The organism is Pararhizobium gei (assembly GCF_029223885.1).
Taxonomy (GTDB): Bacteria; Pseudomonadota; Alphaproteobacteria; order Rhizobiales; family Rhizobiaceae; genus Pararhizobium; species Pararhizobium gei.
This window is the reverse complement of record NZ_CP119409.1, coordinates 3,522,762-3,538,116: the sequence shown is the minus strand read 5'-3', so window position 1 is coordinate 3,538,116 and position 15,355 is coordinate 3,522,762. Positions and strand designations below refer to the sequence as shown.

Genomic DNA, 15,355 nt, shown 5'->3' with positions numbered 1-15,355 from the left:
CCACACCGACAAGCCGGCCAGCCTTATCCACACGTCAGCCAGCCGCACCGATAAGCCGTCCAGCCACATCCACAGGCCGCCATCCTCAGGCTTGACCCGAGAAGCCATCCGCGGAAACAACACTCTCGCTGTCATCGACCCTTGCCCTTACACCCCAATCACGCCTGCCGGTCAAGCGCTTCCAGCTCATCGATCAGCCCTTCCAGCATCGACAGGCCCTGTGCCCAGAACGACGGATCGGTGGCATCGAGGCCGAAGGGGGCGAGCAGCTCGGAATGATGCTTTGTACCACCGGCCTTTAGCAGCTCGAAATATTTCTGCTGGAAGCCGCTTTCGGCCTTTTGATAGACCGCATAAAGCGAATTCACCAGGCAATCGCCGAAAGCATAGGCATAGACATAGAAAGGCGAATGGATGAAGTGGGGGATATAGGCCCAATAGGTCTCGTAGCCTTCCGATATCCTGATCGCCGGACCAAGGCTTTCGGCCTGTACCGACAGCCAGAGTTCGCCAATGTCGTCCGCCGTCAACTCGCCTTGCTTGCGGGCGGTGTGGACCTTGCGCTCGAATTCGTAGAAGGCGATCTGGCGCACGACCGTATTGATCATGTCCTCAACCTTCTGGGCAAGCATCGCCTTGCGCTCGCGTCTGTCCTTCGTGCGGTCGAGAAGCGCCCGGAAGGTCAGCATTTCACCGAAGACGGAAGCCGTCTCGGCGAGCGTCAGCGGCGTCGAGGCCATCAGCGCGCCTTGGTCGCCGGCAAGCACCTGATGCACCCCATGGCCCAGTTCATGGGCAAGCGTCATCACATCGCGCGGCTTGCCCATGTAGTTGACGAGGACATAGGGATGGGCGGACGGAACCGTCGGATGGGCGAATGCGCCTGGCGCCTTGCCCGGACGCACTGGCGCATCGATCCAGCCGCCATCGAAGAAACGCCCGGCGATCGCGGCCATTTCCGGCTCGAAGCCGGCATAGGCCGACAGCACTGTTTCCTTCGCTTCATCCCAGGAAATCAGCGAGGTAGGCGTCTCCGGCAGCGGTGCGTTGCGGTCCCAGAACTCCATCTGTTCCATGCCGAGCCACCTGGCCTTCATCGCGTAATAGCGATGCGAGAGGCGGGGATAGGCTTGCTTGACCGCGGCGGCCAGAGCATCCACCACGTCACGCTCGACGCGGTTTGCCAGATGGCGGCTGTCGGCAATGTCACCAAAGCCGCGCCAGCGATCCGATATTTCCTTGTCCTTGGCAAGCGTGTTGGTGATCAGGGTAAAAATGCGGATATTGTCTTTGAAGGTTTTGGAAAGTGCTTGAGCCGCCATCCTACGCAAGGCGGGATCCGCCTCCTGGAGCATGCTGAGGGCGACCTCCAGCGAAAGCGACTTGCCATCGATCTCGAAGACCAGCGCCGTCATGGTTTCATCGAAAAGCCGGTTGAAGGCGCTGGCGCCGGTCATCGATTTTTCGAGGAAAAGCTGCTCCAGCCTGTCGTCCAGCTGGTAGGGTTTATCCAGGCGAAGATCGACGATCCATGGCTTGTAATGGGCGGCCAGCGTGTCGCTTTCCAAGGCGGCGTCGATGATGCCGTCATCTATCCTGTTCAGTTCCAGCGCGAAAAACAGGAGGTGGCTCGCCATGTCGGTCAGCTTCGACTGCGCATCGCCGTAAAGCTTGCCATTGACGGGATTGGACGTGTCGGAAAAATAGGTGAGACCGGCGAAAGAGCCGATCTTGCCCATCAGGTCTTCGAGCATCTCATATTCGCGCACGGCTTGGCCGATACCCTGGTTGCCCGTCAGCTTTGCCGCTTGCGACAGTCTTCCCTTCCACTTGGCTTCAAACGCCTTGGCCTGGTCTTCAGCCTTCGCGAGGTCTCCGAGATACTCTTGTGATGTCGCCGACGGATAGAGATCGTCCAGTCTCCAGGAGGGAAGAACGCCCAGTTCAGCCGCCTCGGCCGCACCGGAAACTGCGGCTTGGACGACAGGCGGAAATGTCAGGGCGAAGGGGATATGGTGCATGGGGCGCTCACTCTTTTTAGCGGGTGCCTGCCCGGATTCACGCGGCAAAGCAGACGGCGGATATGGCGCACGACCTAACGTCGGCAATGGATAAAATGCAAGCGTTTCTCAAAAGAGGATTTTCAGGCCTTTCTGACAGGAATGTGTTCTCACGATGTGGCACATGACGTGCCGATCTGGTTCTCGCAGAGAGTAGGAGGCCATTATGACATCCCAAATCCTCGTCATCGACGACGATCCGGTCCAGCGCCGACTGCTGACAAACATGATCGAACGTCTCGGCCATATTGCTCATCTCGCCGACAATGGGCGGAGCGGGCTGGAACTGCTGGAGCGCAAGCGGGGCCTGATCAGCGTCATCCTGCTTGATCTGATGATGCCGGAGATGAACGGCCACGGCTTCCTCGAAGCTATCGCCGAACGGGGCATTGCAACGCCGGTCATCGTCCAGACAGGACAGGGCGGCATCGAAACCGTGGTTCTTGCGATGCAGGCGGGAGCGTTCGACTTCGTCGTCAAGCCGGTGTCGCCGGAGCGTCTTGGTGTCGCGATCGCCAATGCCCTGAAGATGGATCATCGCGAAAACCGTGGCCGGGCCGCGAAGCGTTCGCGCAGCGGCGGCGTCGGCTTTGACGACATCGTTTCCGCAAGTCCCGCCATGATCCGGGTGCTCGATCTCGCGCGCCGTGCGGCGCAATCCAACATTCCCGTCGTCCTTGAAGGTGAATCCGGCGTCGGCAAGGAAATGGTCGCCCGTGCGGTACAGCATGCCAGCGATCGCGCGCACAAACCCTTCGTCACAGTCAACTGCGGCGCCATTCCGCATAATCTTGTTGAAAGCATTCTTTTCGGCCATGAAAAAGGTGCCTTCACGGGCGCTACGGAAAAACACGCCGGCAAGTTTGTCGATGCGGATGGCGGCACCCTGTTCCTGGACGAAATCGGCGACCTGCCACTCGACGTACAGGTCAAACTTCTGCGCGCCGTGCAGCAGGGCGAAATCGAGACTGTCGGCGCCAAGCATCCGCAGAAGGTCTCTGTCCGGCTGATTTCGGCAACCAACAAGGATTTGATCAACGAGGTGCGCGAAGGCCGCTTCCGCGAAGATCTCTATTACCGGCTCAACGTTTTCCCGATCACCATCCCGGCCTTGCGTCGCCGCAAGGAAGATATTCCGGTTCTGGTGCGGACCTTCGTCGAGAGATTTGCCCAGGAACAGCGGCTTGCCACTCCGCTCTCGGTATCCGCCGGGGCGCTTGCGCTGCTGACGGCCTATGACTGGCCCGGCAATATCCGGCAGTTGGAAAACGCTATTTTTCGGGCTGTCGTCCTTTCCGAGGGGCCGGAACTGACGGTCAAGGATTTTCCGCAGATCGCCACGCAGATCCCGGGTTATGTCGTTGCCGAAAAAACCGGTTTCACCTGGGAAGAGAAAGGACCGGTCAAGCTGCGGTCGCTCGAGACGGACAGGCTTTCGCCTGTTCATCCGCCGTTCGATGCGGTCGCCCGTGCCGATGCCCGCAACGCGCCGGAAGCGCATGCGTCCGAAAATGCCATCGCCAGCGTCGATGACGGCGGAAATGTCCGCAAGCTTGCCGATGTCGAGGAGGAGCTGATTCGCTTTGCGCTGAAATTCTATCGCGGCCAGATGAGCCAGGTTGCTCGAAAGCTGGGTATTGGCCGCTCAACCCTCTATCGGAAACTCAAGGATTACGGCATTAATCCGGACGATCCCTTCAGCGAGGCAGCGTAAATCCAGGGATAACGAAAGTGTTCGATCCGTCGTATTTGGCTGTTGTCGTTTAGACCTTGTTAGTGATCCATTCACTATATTATAAGGATGAGCGATGACTGTGGCATATTTGCCATGCTGTGACCGCATTTTAGTCGTCATCTGACAGCCACGGGACATATCGTCCGTCGCACGGGGATCGGGTTTGCAAAATTTGTTCGGATTCAAGAAGCCAGGCGGCTCCGTGATAAACCGCTTTTGCGCCACGGTCGCCCGTCGGGTGCCGCGTGTGCTCGCTTCGCTTCTTATTGCCGCTTCCATGGTGACCCCGGGCGTGGTGCCGCCTGTCGAAGCGGCCGGCCAGACCCGCACGCTCAAGATCTATTTCATTCACACGAAGGAAAAAGCCTCGATCACCTTCAAGCGTAATGGACGCTATGACGCGAAGGGGCTGCAGCAGGTCAACCGGCTGCTACGCGACTGGCGCCGAAACGAGCCTACGAAGATGGATCCGCGCCTTCTCGATCTCGTCTGGGAGGTCTATCAGAAGAGTGGCTCGCGCGACTATATCCATGTGGTATCCGCCTATCGTTCGCCTGCAACCAACGGCATGTTGCGGTCGCGCTCGAAGGGTGTCGCGAAGAAAAGCCAGCACATGCTGGGCAAGGCGATGGATTTTTATATCCCCGACGTCAAATTGAAATCTCTTCGCGAAATCGGGATGAAGTTTCAGGTTGGCGGCGTTGGTTACTATCCGACATCCGGTTCGCCCTTCGTGCATATGGATGTCGGTGGCGTGCGTGCCTGGCCGCGCATGAGCCGCGGCGAACTGGCGCGTCTTTTCCCTGACGGCAAGACGATGCATGTGCCGTCTGACGGCAAGCCACTGCCCGGTTACGAGATGGCGGTCGCTGATTACAAGCGCCGTGTCGGAGCCAGCGCCATCGAAGTGGCCGGCGGCGGCGCCAAGGGTGCGGGAGACAAGGACCCGAAGCGCAAGGGCAACCTGTTCGCCATGCTGTTCGGCGGAGGCGGCGACGAAGATGAAGAGCCCAATGCAATCGCCTCCAGTGGCGAACTCGAAGGCGCCGACGAGGCTCCTGTAAAAGCCAGGTCCGGAGCCAAGGCCAAGGCGACGCAGGTCGCGGAAGCGCAACCCTCGCTGCCGGGCGTGGACAATGCCACCGAAGAAACCACGGAGCGGCAGAAGGAGATCGCGGCCCCGGTTCCCGGCTCGCGCCCCGCCTTTAAGGAGTCGGCTGACGATACCGGCGTGCAAACGGCACTGGTTGCTCCGACCAAGAACGTATCGGGCGATCCCTGGGCTGCGGCACTGCCACAGACGCGTGAGACGGAATCCGAATATGCTGATTTGAACGGCTACAAGATCCCGGTGCCGCAGATGCTGGATAATCGGGCCATAAATGGGAAAGCCGTCTCCGACACGCTGATGGCCTCGACAGATCCGAATGCAGCGGTCCTGGACGAAGATGTAGCAGCGCTGGGCTTCGTACCGGTGCCCGCCTTGCGTCCCGCCGATGAGGCTGCCCTGATGGCCGTCGCCGATGCCAGTGTTGCGGTTCCGGCTTTCGCCGAGCGACCGGTGCTTGCCGATCCTGTGGAGGAGCAACAGCCGCAGGCGATTGCCGAAGCAAGCAGGCCGGTAGAAGCCGAGGCTCGGGCCAAAACCCGCGTTGCGCTTGCTCAACCCACGCCGCAGGAACGGCCCGTGGAACTGGCCGCTTTTGCACCGCAAACGAGTTCGCAGAGACGCGGCATAGCGATCGAAGACGCTTTCGACGCGAAGGCGCAAGCAGAGGTGCCCGCCAAGGGCAAGCGCCCGAAAAAACAGGAAGCTGAAGCTGCGACCCGCTCGTCGGTTCGCACGGAGCCGAAACTGACCCAGCAGATCATTTCCAACTGGGCGCTTTCGAACAGCCGCATGGCGACGCTCTCCAAACCGGTCAAGGCGCCGCGCTTCGTCAGCAAGACGCTCCGCGCATCCCCGACGACCGTATATTCCGCAGGATTTTCAAACGAGGCGGTATCGGCCGACAATGCCCGCTTCAGCGGCAGCGCGGTCAATTTCCTGGAAGTGAAGAAGTTCACCACCAACTAAACTCGATCGAATCAATCCATGAAAAAAACCCGCCGATTGGCGGGTTTTTTTGTCAAGCTTTGGTTTGTCTCTACTCGGCTTCAGGCGCGTCGATCATTCCAAGCGCGGCGAGATAGGTGTCGAGGATGGCTTCCTGTTCCATGCGCTCGTCCTTGTCCTGCTTGCGGATTGCGATGACTTTTTTCAGGATCTTCGTATCGAAGCCGGTTCCCTTAGCTTCGCCGTAGACATCCTTGATGTCGTCGGCGATGGTCTTTTTTTCTTCTTCCAGCCGCTCGATCCGCTCGATGAAAGAGCGAAGCTGATCGCGGGCGACGCCATGGGCATCCGACATGGTCTTCTCCTTATGAGATGAAGGGTGGGGTGATGGTGATGCTGTGACCTGCCGCGAAGCGGTCTCAAGGTCAAGTGCTTTGATTTGGAACACACGAATTGGGGGCGGAATCCGACCGGTCAATCGGCGGGCTTGTTCTTTTCGAAGGCCGCAGTCTGATCGGCGGAGGCTTGCCGCTGGAATCGTTCGCGCCATTCCTCATAGGGCATGCCGTAGACGATTTCGCGGGATGCATCCTTGTCGATCGTGACGCCTCCGGCAGCGGCTGCATCCCTGTACCAGTTGGACAGGCAGTTGCGGCAAAAGCCGGCAAGATTCATCAGATCGATATTTTGGACATCGCTTCGGTCACGCAGATGGGCCGTCAGACGACGAAAGGCGGCGGCTTCGAATTCCAATTGTTGCTGGGCTGTCGGCTCTGGCATCGTTTTCCTCAGTCGGTTTCACACGTGTAGGGACCGGTGCGCGAGGGATAGCGTCTGACCTCGTGCAAATCAGGGCGGCCGTTCAACTCGCCAAGAATTGGTCCCAGCCGCGAATCCCATTCCGCCGCGCCGATCTCATCGCCGATCAGATCCTGTCTTACCTCGATCAGCGCGTGGGCCAAGCCCGTTTCCATGCAGTGGCGAAACATCGTATCGCCGCGCAGCGCTCCGTCATAGGGCTCATTGTTTCCGATGAGGACATCGCCTGCGGCCTCGAGTGCCTCGATCAGGGGATGCACGGCGCGCGGATCATTGTCCCAGAGTACGGCGGCATGCCATGGGCGGGCGATGCCTTTCCAGGTTGGCGTATAGGAGTGAAGCGAGATAATAAGGGGGGCGCGCCCGCTTGCCGCAGCGACCCCGGCGATGGTTTCGGATATGGCACGGTGATAGGGCCGGTGAAAGCGATCCAGGCGGCGTTCCCACTCCCCGGCCGTGATTGGATGATTGCCGGGAATGATCGCGCCATCGGAAATTTTCATGATGAGCGTCGGGTCGTCTTCGCCGCGGTTCGGATCGATCAGGAGCCGGGAAAAGCGGCTCATCACGGCTGGCACCCCGAGGCGCGCCGCAAGGCGGCGCGTCAACTGCTCTATACCGATGTCATAGGCAATGTGCCGATGGAACGCGGTCTCCGGCAGCCCGAGGCTGCCATACTCTTCAGGCAGGCGGTTCATGGCATGGTCCGCCAGGAGGATCAGTCCGGCATCTTCATTGCCTGCGATTATCTCGAAAGACGATGTTTCCGACATGGGTTCAACTCAATCCACGTATTGCCGTTTTTGATGACATGGTGTGACGACTATCGCAAGACGGCGGGCATTTCGTGACATTGCCGTCACCAAAAAGCCAGATGTAATCGATTAGACTCAGCGTTGACTTTCCGGGGCTAGCGTCGCAAGAAAGTCCCACGACAAATCACAATGGAGACCCATTGGAAACCGTGTCCAGATATCTCCTTGCCCGGCGGAACATTCGAAGCTGGCTTCCCAGCATTGTTCTTTTTTTCGTCGTGACCGCTTCCGTCCAGATTGTAACCGCGGGAGACGCGCGGGCCGATTTTCGCGTTTGCAACGGTACGCAAAATCTGGTGGGTGTGGCGATCGGCTACCGCGCCAAGGAGGGTTGGATCACCGAGGGGTGGTGGCAGGTGCCGGCAACGACCTGCGCCACGCTGATCCAGGGCGAGCTTCAATCGCGATACTATTATCTCTATGCTGAAGATGCTGCCCGCGGCGGGCGCTGGACCGGAGACGTCAACATGTGCGTTGCCGAAAACGAGTTCAAGATCACCGGCGTGCAGGATTGTTTCGCGCGCGGTTTTCAGCGGATGGGATTCAAGGAATATGACACGGGGCGTCAGGGAAGCTGGATGGTTCAGTTGTCCGATACCCCCGGCACCCAGGAAAGCCCGAACTGATGAAGCGGAACAGAAAAGTCAAAATCCTCGCAACGCTTGGACCGGCCTCCAACGAAGAAGAGATGATCCAGAAGCTGCATGAGGCTGGCGCCGATCTCTTTCGGATCAATATGAGCCATGCCAGCCACGACATGATGCGCACACTCGTCAAGCGCATCCGCAACGTCGAGGCGCGCTGTGGCCGGCCGATCGGCATTCTCGCCGATCTTCAGGGACCGAAGCTGCGCGTCGGCAAGTTCGCGGACGGCAAGGTCGATCTTGTGCCGGGCCAGACTTTCACCCTCGACAACAAAGACGCGCCCGGAGACAACAAGCGCGTCTTTCTCCCGCATCCGGAAATTCTCGAAGCGGTGAAGCCGGGACACCGCCTGCTGATCGATGATGGCAAGCTGCATCTGCGGGCTGAAAAGACCGACGGGACGAGCATCGTCTGCACTGTCGTTGCCGGAACCAAAATTTCCGACCGAAAGGGCGTAAGCCTGCCCGATACGCTGCTCGGTGTCGGCGCGCTGACGGAGAAGGACCGCGCCGACCTGGACGCGGTTCTGGAAACCGATGATGTCGACTGGGTCGCGCTGTCGTTCATCCAGCGTCCCGAAGATCTGTCCGAAGTCCGCAAGGTGTCGCGCGGCCGCGTTGGCCTGATGTCGAAGATCGAGAAGCCGCAGGCGATCGAGCGTATCGACGAGATCATTGAATTGTCGGACGCGCTGATGGTTGCCCGTGGCGACCTCGGGGTCGAGATGCCGCTGGAAGCGGTGCCCGGCCTGCAGAAGCAGCTGATCCGCGCCTGCCGGCGGGCGGGGAAACCGGTGGTCGTAGCGACCCAGATGCTGGAATCGATGATTTCGGCGCCTGTTCCAACACGTGCCGAAGTGTCCGACGTTGCGACCGCCGTGTTCGAAGGCGCGGATGCCATCATGCTGTCGGCCGAGTCCGCTTCCGGCGACTATCCGATCGAAGCGGTTTCGACCATGGCCTCGATTGCCAGCAAAATCGAAGTCGATCCGCATTATTCGGGCATCATCTATGCCCAGCGCACACCGCCGGAGGCAACCGGCGCCGACGCCATTTCGCTCGCTGCTCATCAGATCGCCGAGACGCTGAAACTGTCTGCCATCGTCTGCTATACGTCCTCCGGCAATACCGGTCTGCGCACCGCCCGCGAGCGGCCGCAGGTTCCGGTTCTCGCCCTGTCGCCGGTTATTCAGACGGCGCGCCGGCTGTCGGTTGTCTGGGGTCTGCACTGTGTAGTGACAAGCGATGCCTCCGATCTGGATGACATGGTCAATCGTGCCTGCCGTATCGTCGCTGCCGAAGGTTTTGGAAAGCCCGGTGACCGGGTGATCATCTCGGCCGGCGTGCCGCTCGGCACGCCCGGCGCGACCAACATGCTGCGTATCGCCTATATTGGTTCGGACGGCTTGAGCGGCGTTTAAGCAGAACGGCACTGCTGCTTTCAGACGCCGCATGTTCCAGCACCATGCGGCGTCTTCAGTTCGAGTTGTCGTTTGCAATGCGCGCTTCTGCTTTGGCAGCAAGCCTGCGGAGATCGCGCTTTTTCCCGGCCAGTGTCTCGATCGCCGCAATAGCGAGATCATTGACCACATAGTCCGGTTTGTGGCCGAGATTGTGAATACGCAGCAGCGTCGAGCCTTCGATGTCTTCATGCAGTTGCCGAGAATGAATCTCCGGAAAGACGATCTTGTCCGCATCACCCGTGATGATCACCGTCGGCGCCTTGATCTCGCGATAGCGCGGCGACACTCTCTTCACGTAATCCAGAAGATTGGCGATATCGATTGCATTGTTGCGGAAGGCGCGGGGTCTCAGCGCCAGATAGGCGCCGGTATCTTCAATGTAGGTGTCGGGGCGCGGGTTGGGAGCGAAGACTGCCCGTGTGGCTTTGTCGATCAGAGCGATACCAGCCGGCGGCGCGACCAGAGTAGAGAAGAGCCATCCGAAGACGGGTACCTTGGCGGCATTGTAGTACCATTCTATACCCCCCGGCCAGGGATGCGTCGCTGGCGAGAGAAACAGAAGCCCTGACACCTTGTCCTTATGGTTCAGGGCGAAACTGGCGGCAATTGCGCCGCCGAAGGAATGGCTGACGATGATCGCCTTGCCAATCCCGCGCTTTTCCATCAGGGCAGCTATGGCATCGGCCTGACCATCCGGATAGGCATTCTCGGGTCCGCCGCGGTCGGAAAATCCAAAACCCGGGCGATCGACGAAGAGCAGCCCGGCGCGGCCTTCCAGTTTGCCTCGAAAGGCAGTCATCTGATCTCGCAGGTTGGCGCTCGCTCCGTGGATGAAGACAAGAGGTGGGAGATCGGCTTGCGTCGATGGAGGTACATAGATGCTGTTCATCCTGTAACCGCCGACATCGATCAGCTCGCCTTTGTTTTCAGATCCCCTTTCAAAGGCCGCAGCCTGGTAGGCGCTGAAGCCAAAACCCGTGACAAGCAAGGCGAGAAACACCGAACCGACAAAAAGCATGGTTGTCCTGATTGAAAAACTCATAGATGCCGGTCCGGGCGCGGATACAAACTTTATATGCCTACAGTCGGAAACGGTGAAGGACGGCCAACGGTTTCACCGATGACGCATTATGTGCGGTTTCCCGCCAGTTTTTCCTCAAGTTCGCCCAGTTGCTCCTGCGCCTGCCGGTCGGCCGGATAAACGGCGAGAAACTGTTCCCATGCTCTCAGGGCCAGTTCGTCGCTACCGGAAGAAGTCAGGATCGCTGCCATGCCGGCCAGCGCCCCGAAATGCCGTGGCTCCAGTTGCAGAACGCGGTTGATGTCGGACATGGACTTGCGGTAGTTGCCCATGCGGAAATGCAGCGTGGCACGCTGATTCCAGCCTTCGGCATAGAGAGGCGACAGCGTCACAACCTGATCCAGCATATCGAGCGCCGTGGCGTTGCGCTCTGTCTCAACGGCTTTGGCCGCCCATTGCATCAGGAGTTTGACAGTTGCACTGTCGGGGGTTTGCCACTCAACCCGAATTTGATCGGAAATGGCCCGGGCTTTCTGCGGGTCACGCTCCCGTTTAAGCTCGGAAAAAAGTGTATCGATCTTCCGCTTTTGCGCAGACCCCGTGCTTGCAGATACCTGTTCGGTTTCCGCTGCCAGAACGGGCGAAGCAACGAGTCCCTGAGCAAAAAATGCCAGCAAAAGAATCAGAGGAGCAGAAATAATTTTAGCCATGGCAGACAAACTAGCCCGCCATGGCTGAAGATCAAATCAAATTTGAGATATCAAACCAATGAACGTCAATCTCAGGCTCTCGGATGGCGACGGGATCGTTGTCGTCATCGGCCCGGATCGCCGCGCAGTCAATCAGCCCTGACGGGCCTTGAAGCGCGGGTTCAGCTTGTTGATGATGTAGACGCGGCCCTTGCGGCGAACCAGACGGTTCTCGCGGTGACGGGCCTTGAGTGACTTGAGCGAATTTTTGATCTTCATTTTTTTGATCCGCGTTTTGGCAAACCCGAGTTCGCCAGTCTATGACAATCAAAAGCGCGCCTGCAGTCCGTTGGGGCCGTGCGCGCTCTTAGGGTGGCAGGCAAATAACCCGGCGTCGCAAAACTGTCAACCACAGTGCGCCGGTTTTAACACCTGCTTCCGGCTTTTCTGTGGGTTAAGGCCTCAGGTAAGCTCGGTCACATGGCCCATCTTGCGGCCCGCCCGTGCTTCCGACTTGCCGTAGAGATGCACGAGCACGTCGGGCTTTTCAAGCCATGCCGGAACCTGCTCGATGTCGCCGCCGATGAGATTCTGCATCACACAATCTGAGTGCCGCGCAGCGTTGCCCAACGGCAGGCCGGTGACGGCCCGAATATGCTGTTCGAACTGGGAAACGACACAGGCCGCTTCCGTCCAATGGCCGGAATTGTGAACACGCGGAGCGATTTCGTTGACGATCGGCGTTCCGTCTGCAAGCACGAAAAATTCCACGCCGATGACGCCGACATAAGAGAGCGCTTCCAGAATAAGACCGGCTGCGGCGCGCGCTTTCTCCACCGTAGCCTCACCGACGGAGGCAGGTACGGTGGAGGTATGGAGAATGCCGTTGCGATGAATGTTTTCTGCCGGATCGAAACAGACGATTGCACCATCCGTCGCGCGAGCCGCGATGATCGAGATTTCCCGCTCGAAGGAAACCAGGCTCTCGAGAATCAGCGGCACGCTGCCGAGGGCAGCATAGGCGCCGGCAGGGTTGTCGGAAGCACTGCGGAAAACCCTTTGGCCCTTGCCGTCATAACCGAGCCGCCGCGTCTTTAGGACGCCCTGACCGGAAAAAGCGCTAAGCGCCTGTTCGAGTTGCTCTTGACTGTCGATGGCATGAAAGCGTGCCGTCTCGATGCCGCAATCGTTGAGGAAGCTTTTTTCTGTAACCCGGTCCTGGGATATTTCCAGCGCCTTTGGTGGCGGATAAACCGGGCGTGACCGGACAAGCAGCTCGGCTGCAGCAACGGGCACATTTTCGAATTCATAGGTGACGACGTCGCAGGAGGCCGCAAGTTGCGCCAGCGCAGTCTCGTCGTCATAGGCGGCGACGATCTGGCTGCTGGCAACCTGCGCTGCCGGACAATCGACCTGGGGCTCGAGAATGATGGTGCGAAAACCGAGCCGGGCCGCCGCCATGGCAAGCATCCGGCCGAGTTGGCCGCCGCCGATAATGCCGATCGTTCTCATGGCTGATCCACTGGGTATTCGGCCACAGCCGCGGTCTGCCCCTCGCGCCAGTCGTCAAGGCGGTCGGCGAGATCCGGATCGCTGAGGGCAAGGACGGCCGCGGCGAGAAGGGCGGCATTGATGGCGCCAGCGCGGCCGATGGCGAGCGTGCCGACAGGAATTCCGGCCGGCATCTGGACGATCGAAAGCAGACTGTCCTGGCCTGACAGGGCCTTGGATTGCACCGGAACGCCGAAAACCGGCAAAGGTGTCATGGCGGCGGTCATGCCCGGCAGGTGAGCAGCCCCGCCCGCGCCGGCGATGATGACCTTGAAGCCCTCATCGCGTGCGCCCTTTGCAAACGTCACAAGCCGATCGACGGTGCGGTGCGCCGAAACGATCCGTGCCTCATAGGGTATGTCGAGGGCGTCAAGCGTATCGGCCGCGTTTTTCATCGTCTCCCAGTCGGACTGGCTTCCCATGATGATGGCGACAGGCGGGGAGGATGTCTTCGTCACGTCGTTCGTTCCGATGGTTGCGTGTTTTGAAGGCAGTCGAACTCAGTCTCGCTGCTGCCAGACATCAGGCAATGATGTCGGGAATGATCTGATCCTCGATCTTGGTAATCTTGTCCTTGATGATCAGCTTCTTCTTTTTCATGCGCTGTATGCGGAGAGCGTCACAGCCTGTCTTGATCATGGCGTTGATCGCAACATCGTAATCCTCATGTTCCTGTCGAAGCCGGGCTACGCTTAGTCTGAGTTCGGCCTGATCCTGATCTGGCATGCACTGTTCCCCGTCCAGCCGGCAGCATAGTCTGCTGTCCGCATCATAGTGTCGGTCGCTCTAGCACAGAAGGGGCGGTAACGGGAAGTTATCCTTCGCCACGATTTCGCCTTCGACAAATGAAAAATAGCGTGGCACACTCGCCCGGTTAGAACGTGGAACACCCGGCAATTTGATCGGGTGCAAGCAAAAGGAAGGGACTGCCGCATGTCAATTGAGGCTCATCTTGCAACGCTTGAGAAAAAACATGGTGTTCTGGAACAGGAACTTCACTCTGCACTTCTGCAACCATCCGTCGAAGACCAGCAGATTGCTGATATCAAGCGTCGAAAGCTGCGCTTGAAGGACGAGATCGAGAAGATCCGCTCCTCAATTCACTGATAGGGTGAATTCATCGAAATCATCGGGAGGCTCGCGTTCCAGCACAAGACTATGCCCAACGTACAAGAGTTGGGTAAATGCTTGTGTTGTTGAAAGCAGATTTAAGCGGATCGTCCGCCGTATTTGCCGATTGCTGTGAGCCTTCCGATACCGACGCCTGATTGACGGCGGTTACGACCAAAATTGATCCAGCCACAAATTCACGCGGTCGAAGCCGGGTTTGTTGATGGCATAAATACGTTTCGTTCCGCTTGCGGAAACGGATACGAGATTGGAATCCAGCAACGCCTTGAGATGCTGCGAAACGGCCGGGCGGCTGATCGGCAAACCCTCCGCAAGTTCATTCACAGTTCGCGGTGCGCGCCGTAATTCCTCCAGCAGGTAGCGCCGGTTCGGATCCGAGATTGCATCAAATGGATCGACGTTTGACATGCCAGCAAAGCTAAGAGAAATCGTTCCGTCAGGCAAGCGATATTGTGCGTTGCAGTATAATTCTTGCCGCGCCGCATGCAAGCCGGGCGAGCGGCGTATTCGCTTACTTCGAGAGAGCCTAAGTGCCGAGGAAGACGGCCTTGAAGCCATCGAAAACCAGCTTTAGGCCGGCCAGAAAAGCCATCGTATACATGAAGGGATAGAAAACCTGTGGCTGCATACGCCTGACAATCCAGGCGCCGACCGCCGTCGCCGCCATAGCCGGTGGAAACAGCGTCAGCGATGTCGTCAGATTGGTAAGGTCAAGCTGCCCGAGCGCAAAATAGGGAACCAGCTTGACTGCATTCAGAATGGCGAAGAAGCGGACGATCGTGCCGGTATATTCGCGCGGCGGCAGCTTGAGCGGCAGCGTGTAGATTTGAAAAGGCGGCCCGCCTGCGTGGGCGACGAAGCTGCCATAGCCGGCAAAGGCGCCAAAGAATGTGGCTTGAACGGGTCGGTGAGGTTTGGCGGGAACCACGATGCCGCGCCGCGCGCGCCAGACGTTATGAACATAGCGCAAAACGAACAGAACGGTGATGAGACCGATGATCAACCGCAAGGCATCCCGCGGAACATAGGCCCAGGTTGCCCAGCCAATGCCGATGCCGATCAGGGCGCCGGGCAACAGGATCATCAGCGTCTTGCCGTCGCCGTGCTTGCGCCAAATCCACAAAGAGACCAGATCCATGGCGATCAGGATCGGCAAGAACAGCGCTGCTGCCTGAACGGGCGCAACCACCAGCGACAGCAGGGGAACGCTCATCATGGAAAACGCTTCGCCCATGCCGCCCTTGCTGAGGCCGACAAGCATGACGGCCGGAATTGCGATGAGATAAAACTCGAGATCGGGAAGCATCTGGTACCGGTTGATCCTTTTGCGTGCAGGGTCTATCGCTTTTGCAGATGAAAATCGAGTAGGGG

Annotated in this window: 16 protein-coding genes and 1 pseudogene; 5 read left to right on the top strand and 12 right to left on the bottom strand. The window is 58.9% G+C overall.

Annotated features, from left to right (window positions below):
* Positions 1-158: 158 nt before the first annotated feature.
* Entirely contained in the window at positions 159-2,021 is a 1,863-nt protein-coding gene (locus PY308_RS17265) for a M3 family oligoendopeptidase (protein ID WP_275785027.1), read from the bottom strand.
* Between the two features lie 205 nt (positions 2,022-2,226).
* Here PY308_RS17265 and PY308_RS17260 point away from each other — a divergent pair, with 205 nt between their 5' ends.
* On the top strand, positions 2,227-3,774 hold the full coding sequence (locus tag PY308_RS17260; protein WP_275785025.1) for a sigma-54-dependent transcriptional regulator: 1,548 nt from the start codon (positions 2,227-2,229) through the stop codon (positions 3,772-3,774).
* 184 nt (positions 3,775-3,958) lie between these two features.
* Positions 3,959-5,872, top strand: a complete 1,914-nt coding sequence (locus tag PY308_RS17255) for a peptidoglycan L,D-endopeptidase MepK (protein ID WP_275785023.1) — start codon at positions 3,959-3,961, stop codon at positions 5,870-5,872.
* Between the two features lie 70 nt (positions 5,873-5,942).
* Here PY308_RS17255 and PY308_RS17250 read toward each other — a convergent pair whose 3' ends face one another.
* From PY308_RS17250 to PY308_RS17240, 3 genes are all read right to left on the bottom strand, one after another.
* Positions 5,943-6,206, bottom strand: coding sequence for a DUF2312 domain-containing protein (locus PY308_RS17250; RefSeq protein ID WP_018327905.1), 264 nt, complete (start codon positions 6,204-6,206; stop codon positions 5,943-5,945).
* A gap of 119 nt (positions 6,207-6,325) precedes the next feature.
* Positions 6,326-6,631, bottom strand: a complete 306-nt coding sequence (locus PY308_RS17245; protein ID WP_275785022.1) for a DUF1244 domain-containing protein — start codon at positions 6,629-6,631, stop codon at positions 6,326-6,328.
* Positions 6,632-6,639: 8 nt separating this feature from the next.
* Entirely contained in the window at positions 6,640-7,443 is an 804-nt protein-coding gene (locus PY308_RS17240; protein WP_275785021.1) for an N-formylglutamate amidohydrolase, read from the bottom strand.
* Positions 7,444-7,730: 287 nt separating this feature from the next.
* On the opposite strand from PY308_RS17240, the pseudogene PY308_RS17235 reads away from it, so the two are divergent.
* Positions 7,731-8,111 (top strand): annotated as a pseudogene (locus PY308_RS17235) (DUF1036 domain-containing protein); the annotation flags it as partial.
* On the top strand, positions 8,111-9,550 hold the full coding sequence (gene pyk / locus PY308_RS17230) for a pyruvate kinase (RefSeq protein WP_275785020.1): 1,440 nt from the start codon (positions 8,111-8,113) through the stop codon (positions 9,548-9,550). The pseudogene PY308_RS17235 and the gene pyk, both read left to right, overlap by 1 nt.
* Positions 9,551-9,605: 55 nt before the next feature.
* Here pyk and PY308_RS17225 read toward each other — a convergent pair whose 3' ends face one another.
* From PY308_RS17225 to PY308_RS17200, 6 genes are all read right to left on the bottom strand, one after another.
* The gene (locus tag PY308_RS17225) at positions 9,606-10,610 is read right to left on the bottom strand and encodes an alpha/beta fold hydrolase (RefSeq protein ID WP_275785017.1); all 1,005 of its coding nucleotides are present in this window, start codon (positions 10,608-10,610) and stop codon (positions 9,606-9,608) included.
* A 110-nt stretch (positions 10,611-10,720) separates the two neighbouring features.
* On the bottom strand, positions 10,721-11,332 hold the full coding sequence (locus PY308_RS17220; RefSeq protein WP_434064163.1) for a tetratricopeptide repeat protein: 612 nt from the start codon (positions 11,330-11,332) through the stop codon (positions 10,721-10,723).
* Between the two features lie 123 nt (positions 11,333-11,455).
* Positions 11,456-11,581: a type B 50S ribosomal protein L36 gene (gene ykgO, locus PY308_RS17215; RefSeq protein ID WP_034855034.1), complete on the bottom strand. Its 126-nt coding sequence runs from the start codon at positions 11,579-11,581 to the stop codon at positions 11,456-11,458.
* A 183-nt stretch (positions 11,582-11,764) separates the two neighbouring features.
* Entirely contained in the window at positions 11,765-12,814 is a 1,050-nt protein-coding gene (locus PY308_RS17210) for a 5-(carboxyamino)imidazole ribonucleotide synthase (protein ID WP_275785008.1), read from the bottom strand.
* The gene (purE, locus tag PY308_RS17205; RefSeq protein WP_275791183.1) at positions 12,811-13,275 is read right to left on the bottom strand and encodes a 5-(carboxyamino)imidazole ribonucleotide mutase; all 465 of its coding nucleotides are present in this window, start codon (positions 13,273-13,275) and stop codon (positions 12,811-12,813) included. Before purE ends, PY308_RS17210 begins: the two co-directional genes overlap by 4 nt.
* A 100-nt stretch (positions 13,276-13,375) precedes the next feature.
* On the bottom strand, positions 13,376-13,579 hold the full coding sequence (locus tag PY308_RS17200) for a YdcH family protein (RefSeq protein WP_275785006.1): 204 nt from the start codon (positions 13,577-13,579) through the stop codon (positions 13,376-13,378).
* A 207-nt stretch (positions 13,580-13,786) separates the two neighbouring features.
* On the opposite strand from PY308_RS17200, the gene PY308_RS17195 reads away from it, so the two are divergent.
* Positions 13,787-13,960: a YdcH family protein gene (locus PY308_RS17195; RefSeq protein WP_275785001.1), complete on the top strand. Its 174-nt coding sequence runs from the start codon at positions 13,787-13,789 to the stop codon at positions 13,958-13,960.
* 171 nt (positions 13,961-14,131) lie between these two features.
* On the opposite strand, the gene PY308_RS17190 is transcribed toward PY308_RS17195, so the two are convergent.
* Both PY308_RS17190 and PY308_RS17185 read right to left on the bottom strand, forming a co-directional pair.
* Entirely contained in the window at positions 14,132-14,392 is a 261-nt protein-coding gene (locus tag PY308_RS17190; RefSeq protein WP_275784999.1) for an ArsR/SmtB family transcription factor, read from the bottom strand.
* A 118-nt stretch (positions 14,393-14,510) separates the two neighbouring features.
* Positions 14,511-15,290, bottom strand: coding sequence for a sulfite exporter TauE/SafE family protein (locus PY308_RS17185; RefSeq protein WP_275784998.1), 780 nt, complete (start codon positions 15,288-15,290; stop codon positions 14,511-14,513).
* Positions 15,291-15,355: the final 65 nt, after the last annotated feature.

Bases quoted from the DNA above. Each gene is read 5' to 3' on its own strand.
- PY308_RS17240 (WP_275785021.1), bottom strand. From the start codon at position 7,443: ATGTCGGAAACATCGTCTTTCGAGATAATCGCAGGCAATGAAGATGCC.
- purE (WP_275791183.1), bottom strand. From the start codon at position 13,275: ATGGGAAGCCAGTCCGACTGGGAGACGATGAAAAACGCGGCCGATACG.
- PY308_RS17250 (WP_018327905.1), bottom strand. From the start codon at position 6,206: ATGTCGGATGCCCATGGCGTCGCCCGCGATCAGCTTCGCTCTTTCATC.
- PY308_RS17210 (WP_275785008.1), bottom strand. From the start codon at position 12,814: ATGAGAACGATCGGCATTATCGGCGGCGGCCAACTCGGCCGGATGCTT.
- PY308_RS17245 (WP_275785022.1), bottom strand. From the start codon at position 6,631: ATGCCAGAGCCGACAGCCCAGCAACAATTGGAATTCGAAGCCGCCGCC.
- PY308_RS17265 (WP_275785027.1), bottom strand. From the start codon at position 2,021: ATGCACCATATCCCCTTCGCCCTGACATTTCCGCCTGTCGTCCAAGCC.
- ykgO (WP_034855034.1), bottom strand. From the start codon at position 11,581: ATGAAGATCAAAAATTCGCTCAAGTCACTCAAGGCCCGTCACCGCGAG.
- PY308_RS17190 (WP_275784999.1), bottom strand. From the start codon at position 14,392: ATGTCAAACGTCGATCCATTTGATGCAATCTCGGATCCGAACCGGCGC.
- PY308_RS17200 (WP_275785006.1), bottom strand. From the start codon at position 13,579: ATGCCAGATCAGGATCAGGCCGAACTCAGACTAAGCGTAGCCCGGCTT.
- pyk (WP_275785020.1), top strand. From the start codon at position 8,111: ATGAAGCGGAACAGAAAAGTCAAAATCCTCGCAACGCTTGGACCGGCC.
- PY308_RS17225 (WP_275785017.1), bottom strand. From the start codon at position 10,610: ATGCTTTTTGTCGGTTCGGTGTTTCTCGCCTTGCTTGTCACGGGTTTT.
- PY308_RS17195 (WP_275785001.1), top strand. From the start codon at position 13,787: ATGTCAATTGAGGCTCATCTTGCAACGCTTGAGAAAAAACATGGTGTT.
- PY308_RS17260 (WP_275785025.1), top strand. From the start codon at position 2,227: ATGACATCCCAAATCCTCGTCATCGACGACGATCCGGTCCAGCGCCGA.
- PY308_RS17185 (WP_275784998.1), bottom strand. From the start codon at position 15,290: ATGCTTCCCGATCTCGAGTTTTATCTCATCGCAATTCCGGCCGTCATG.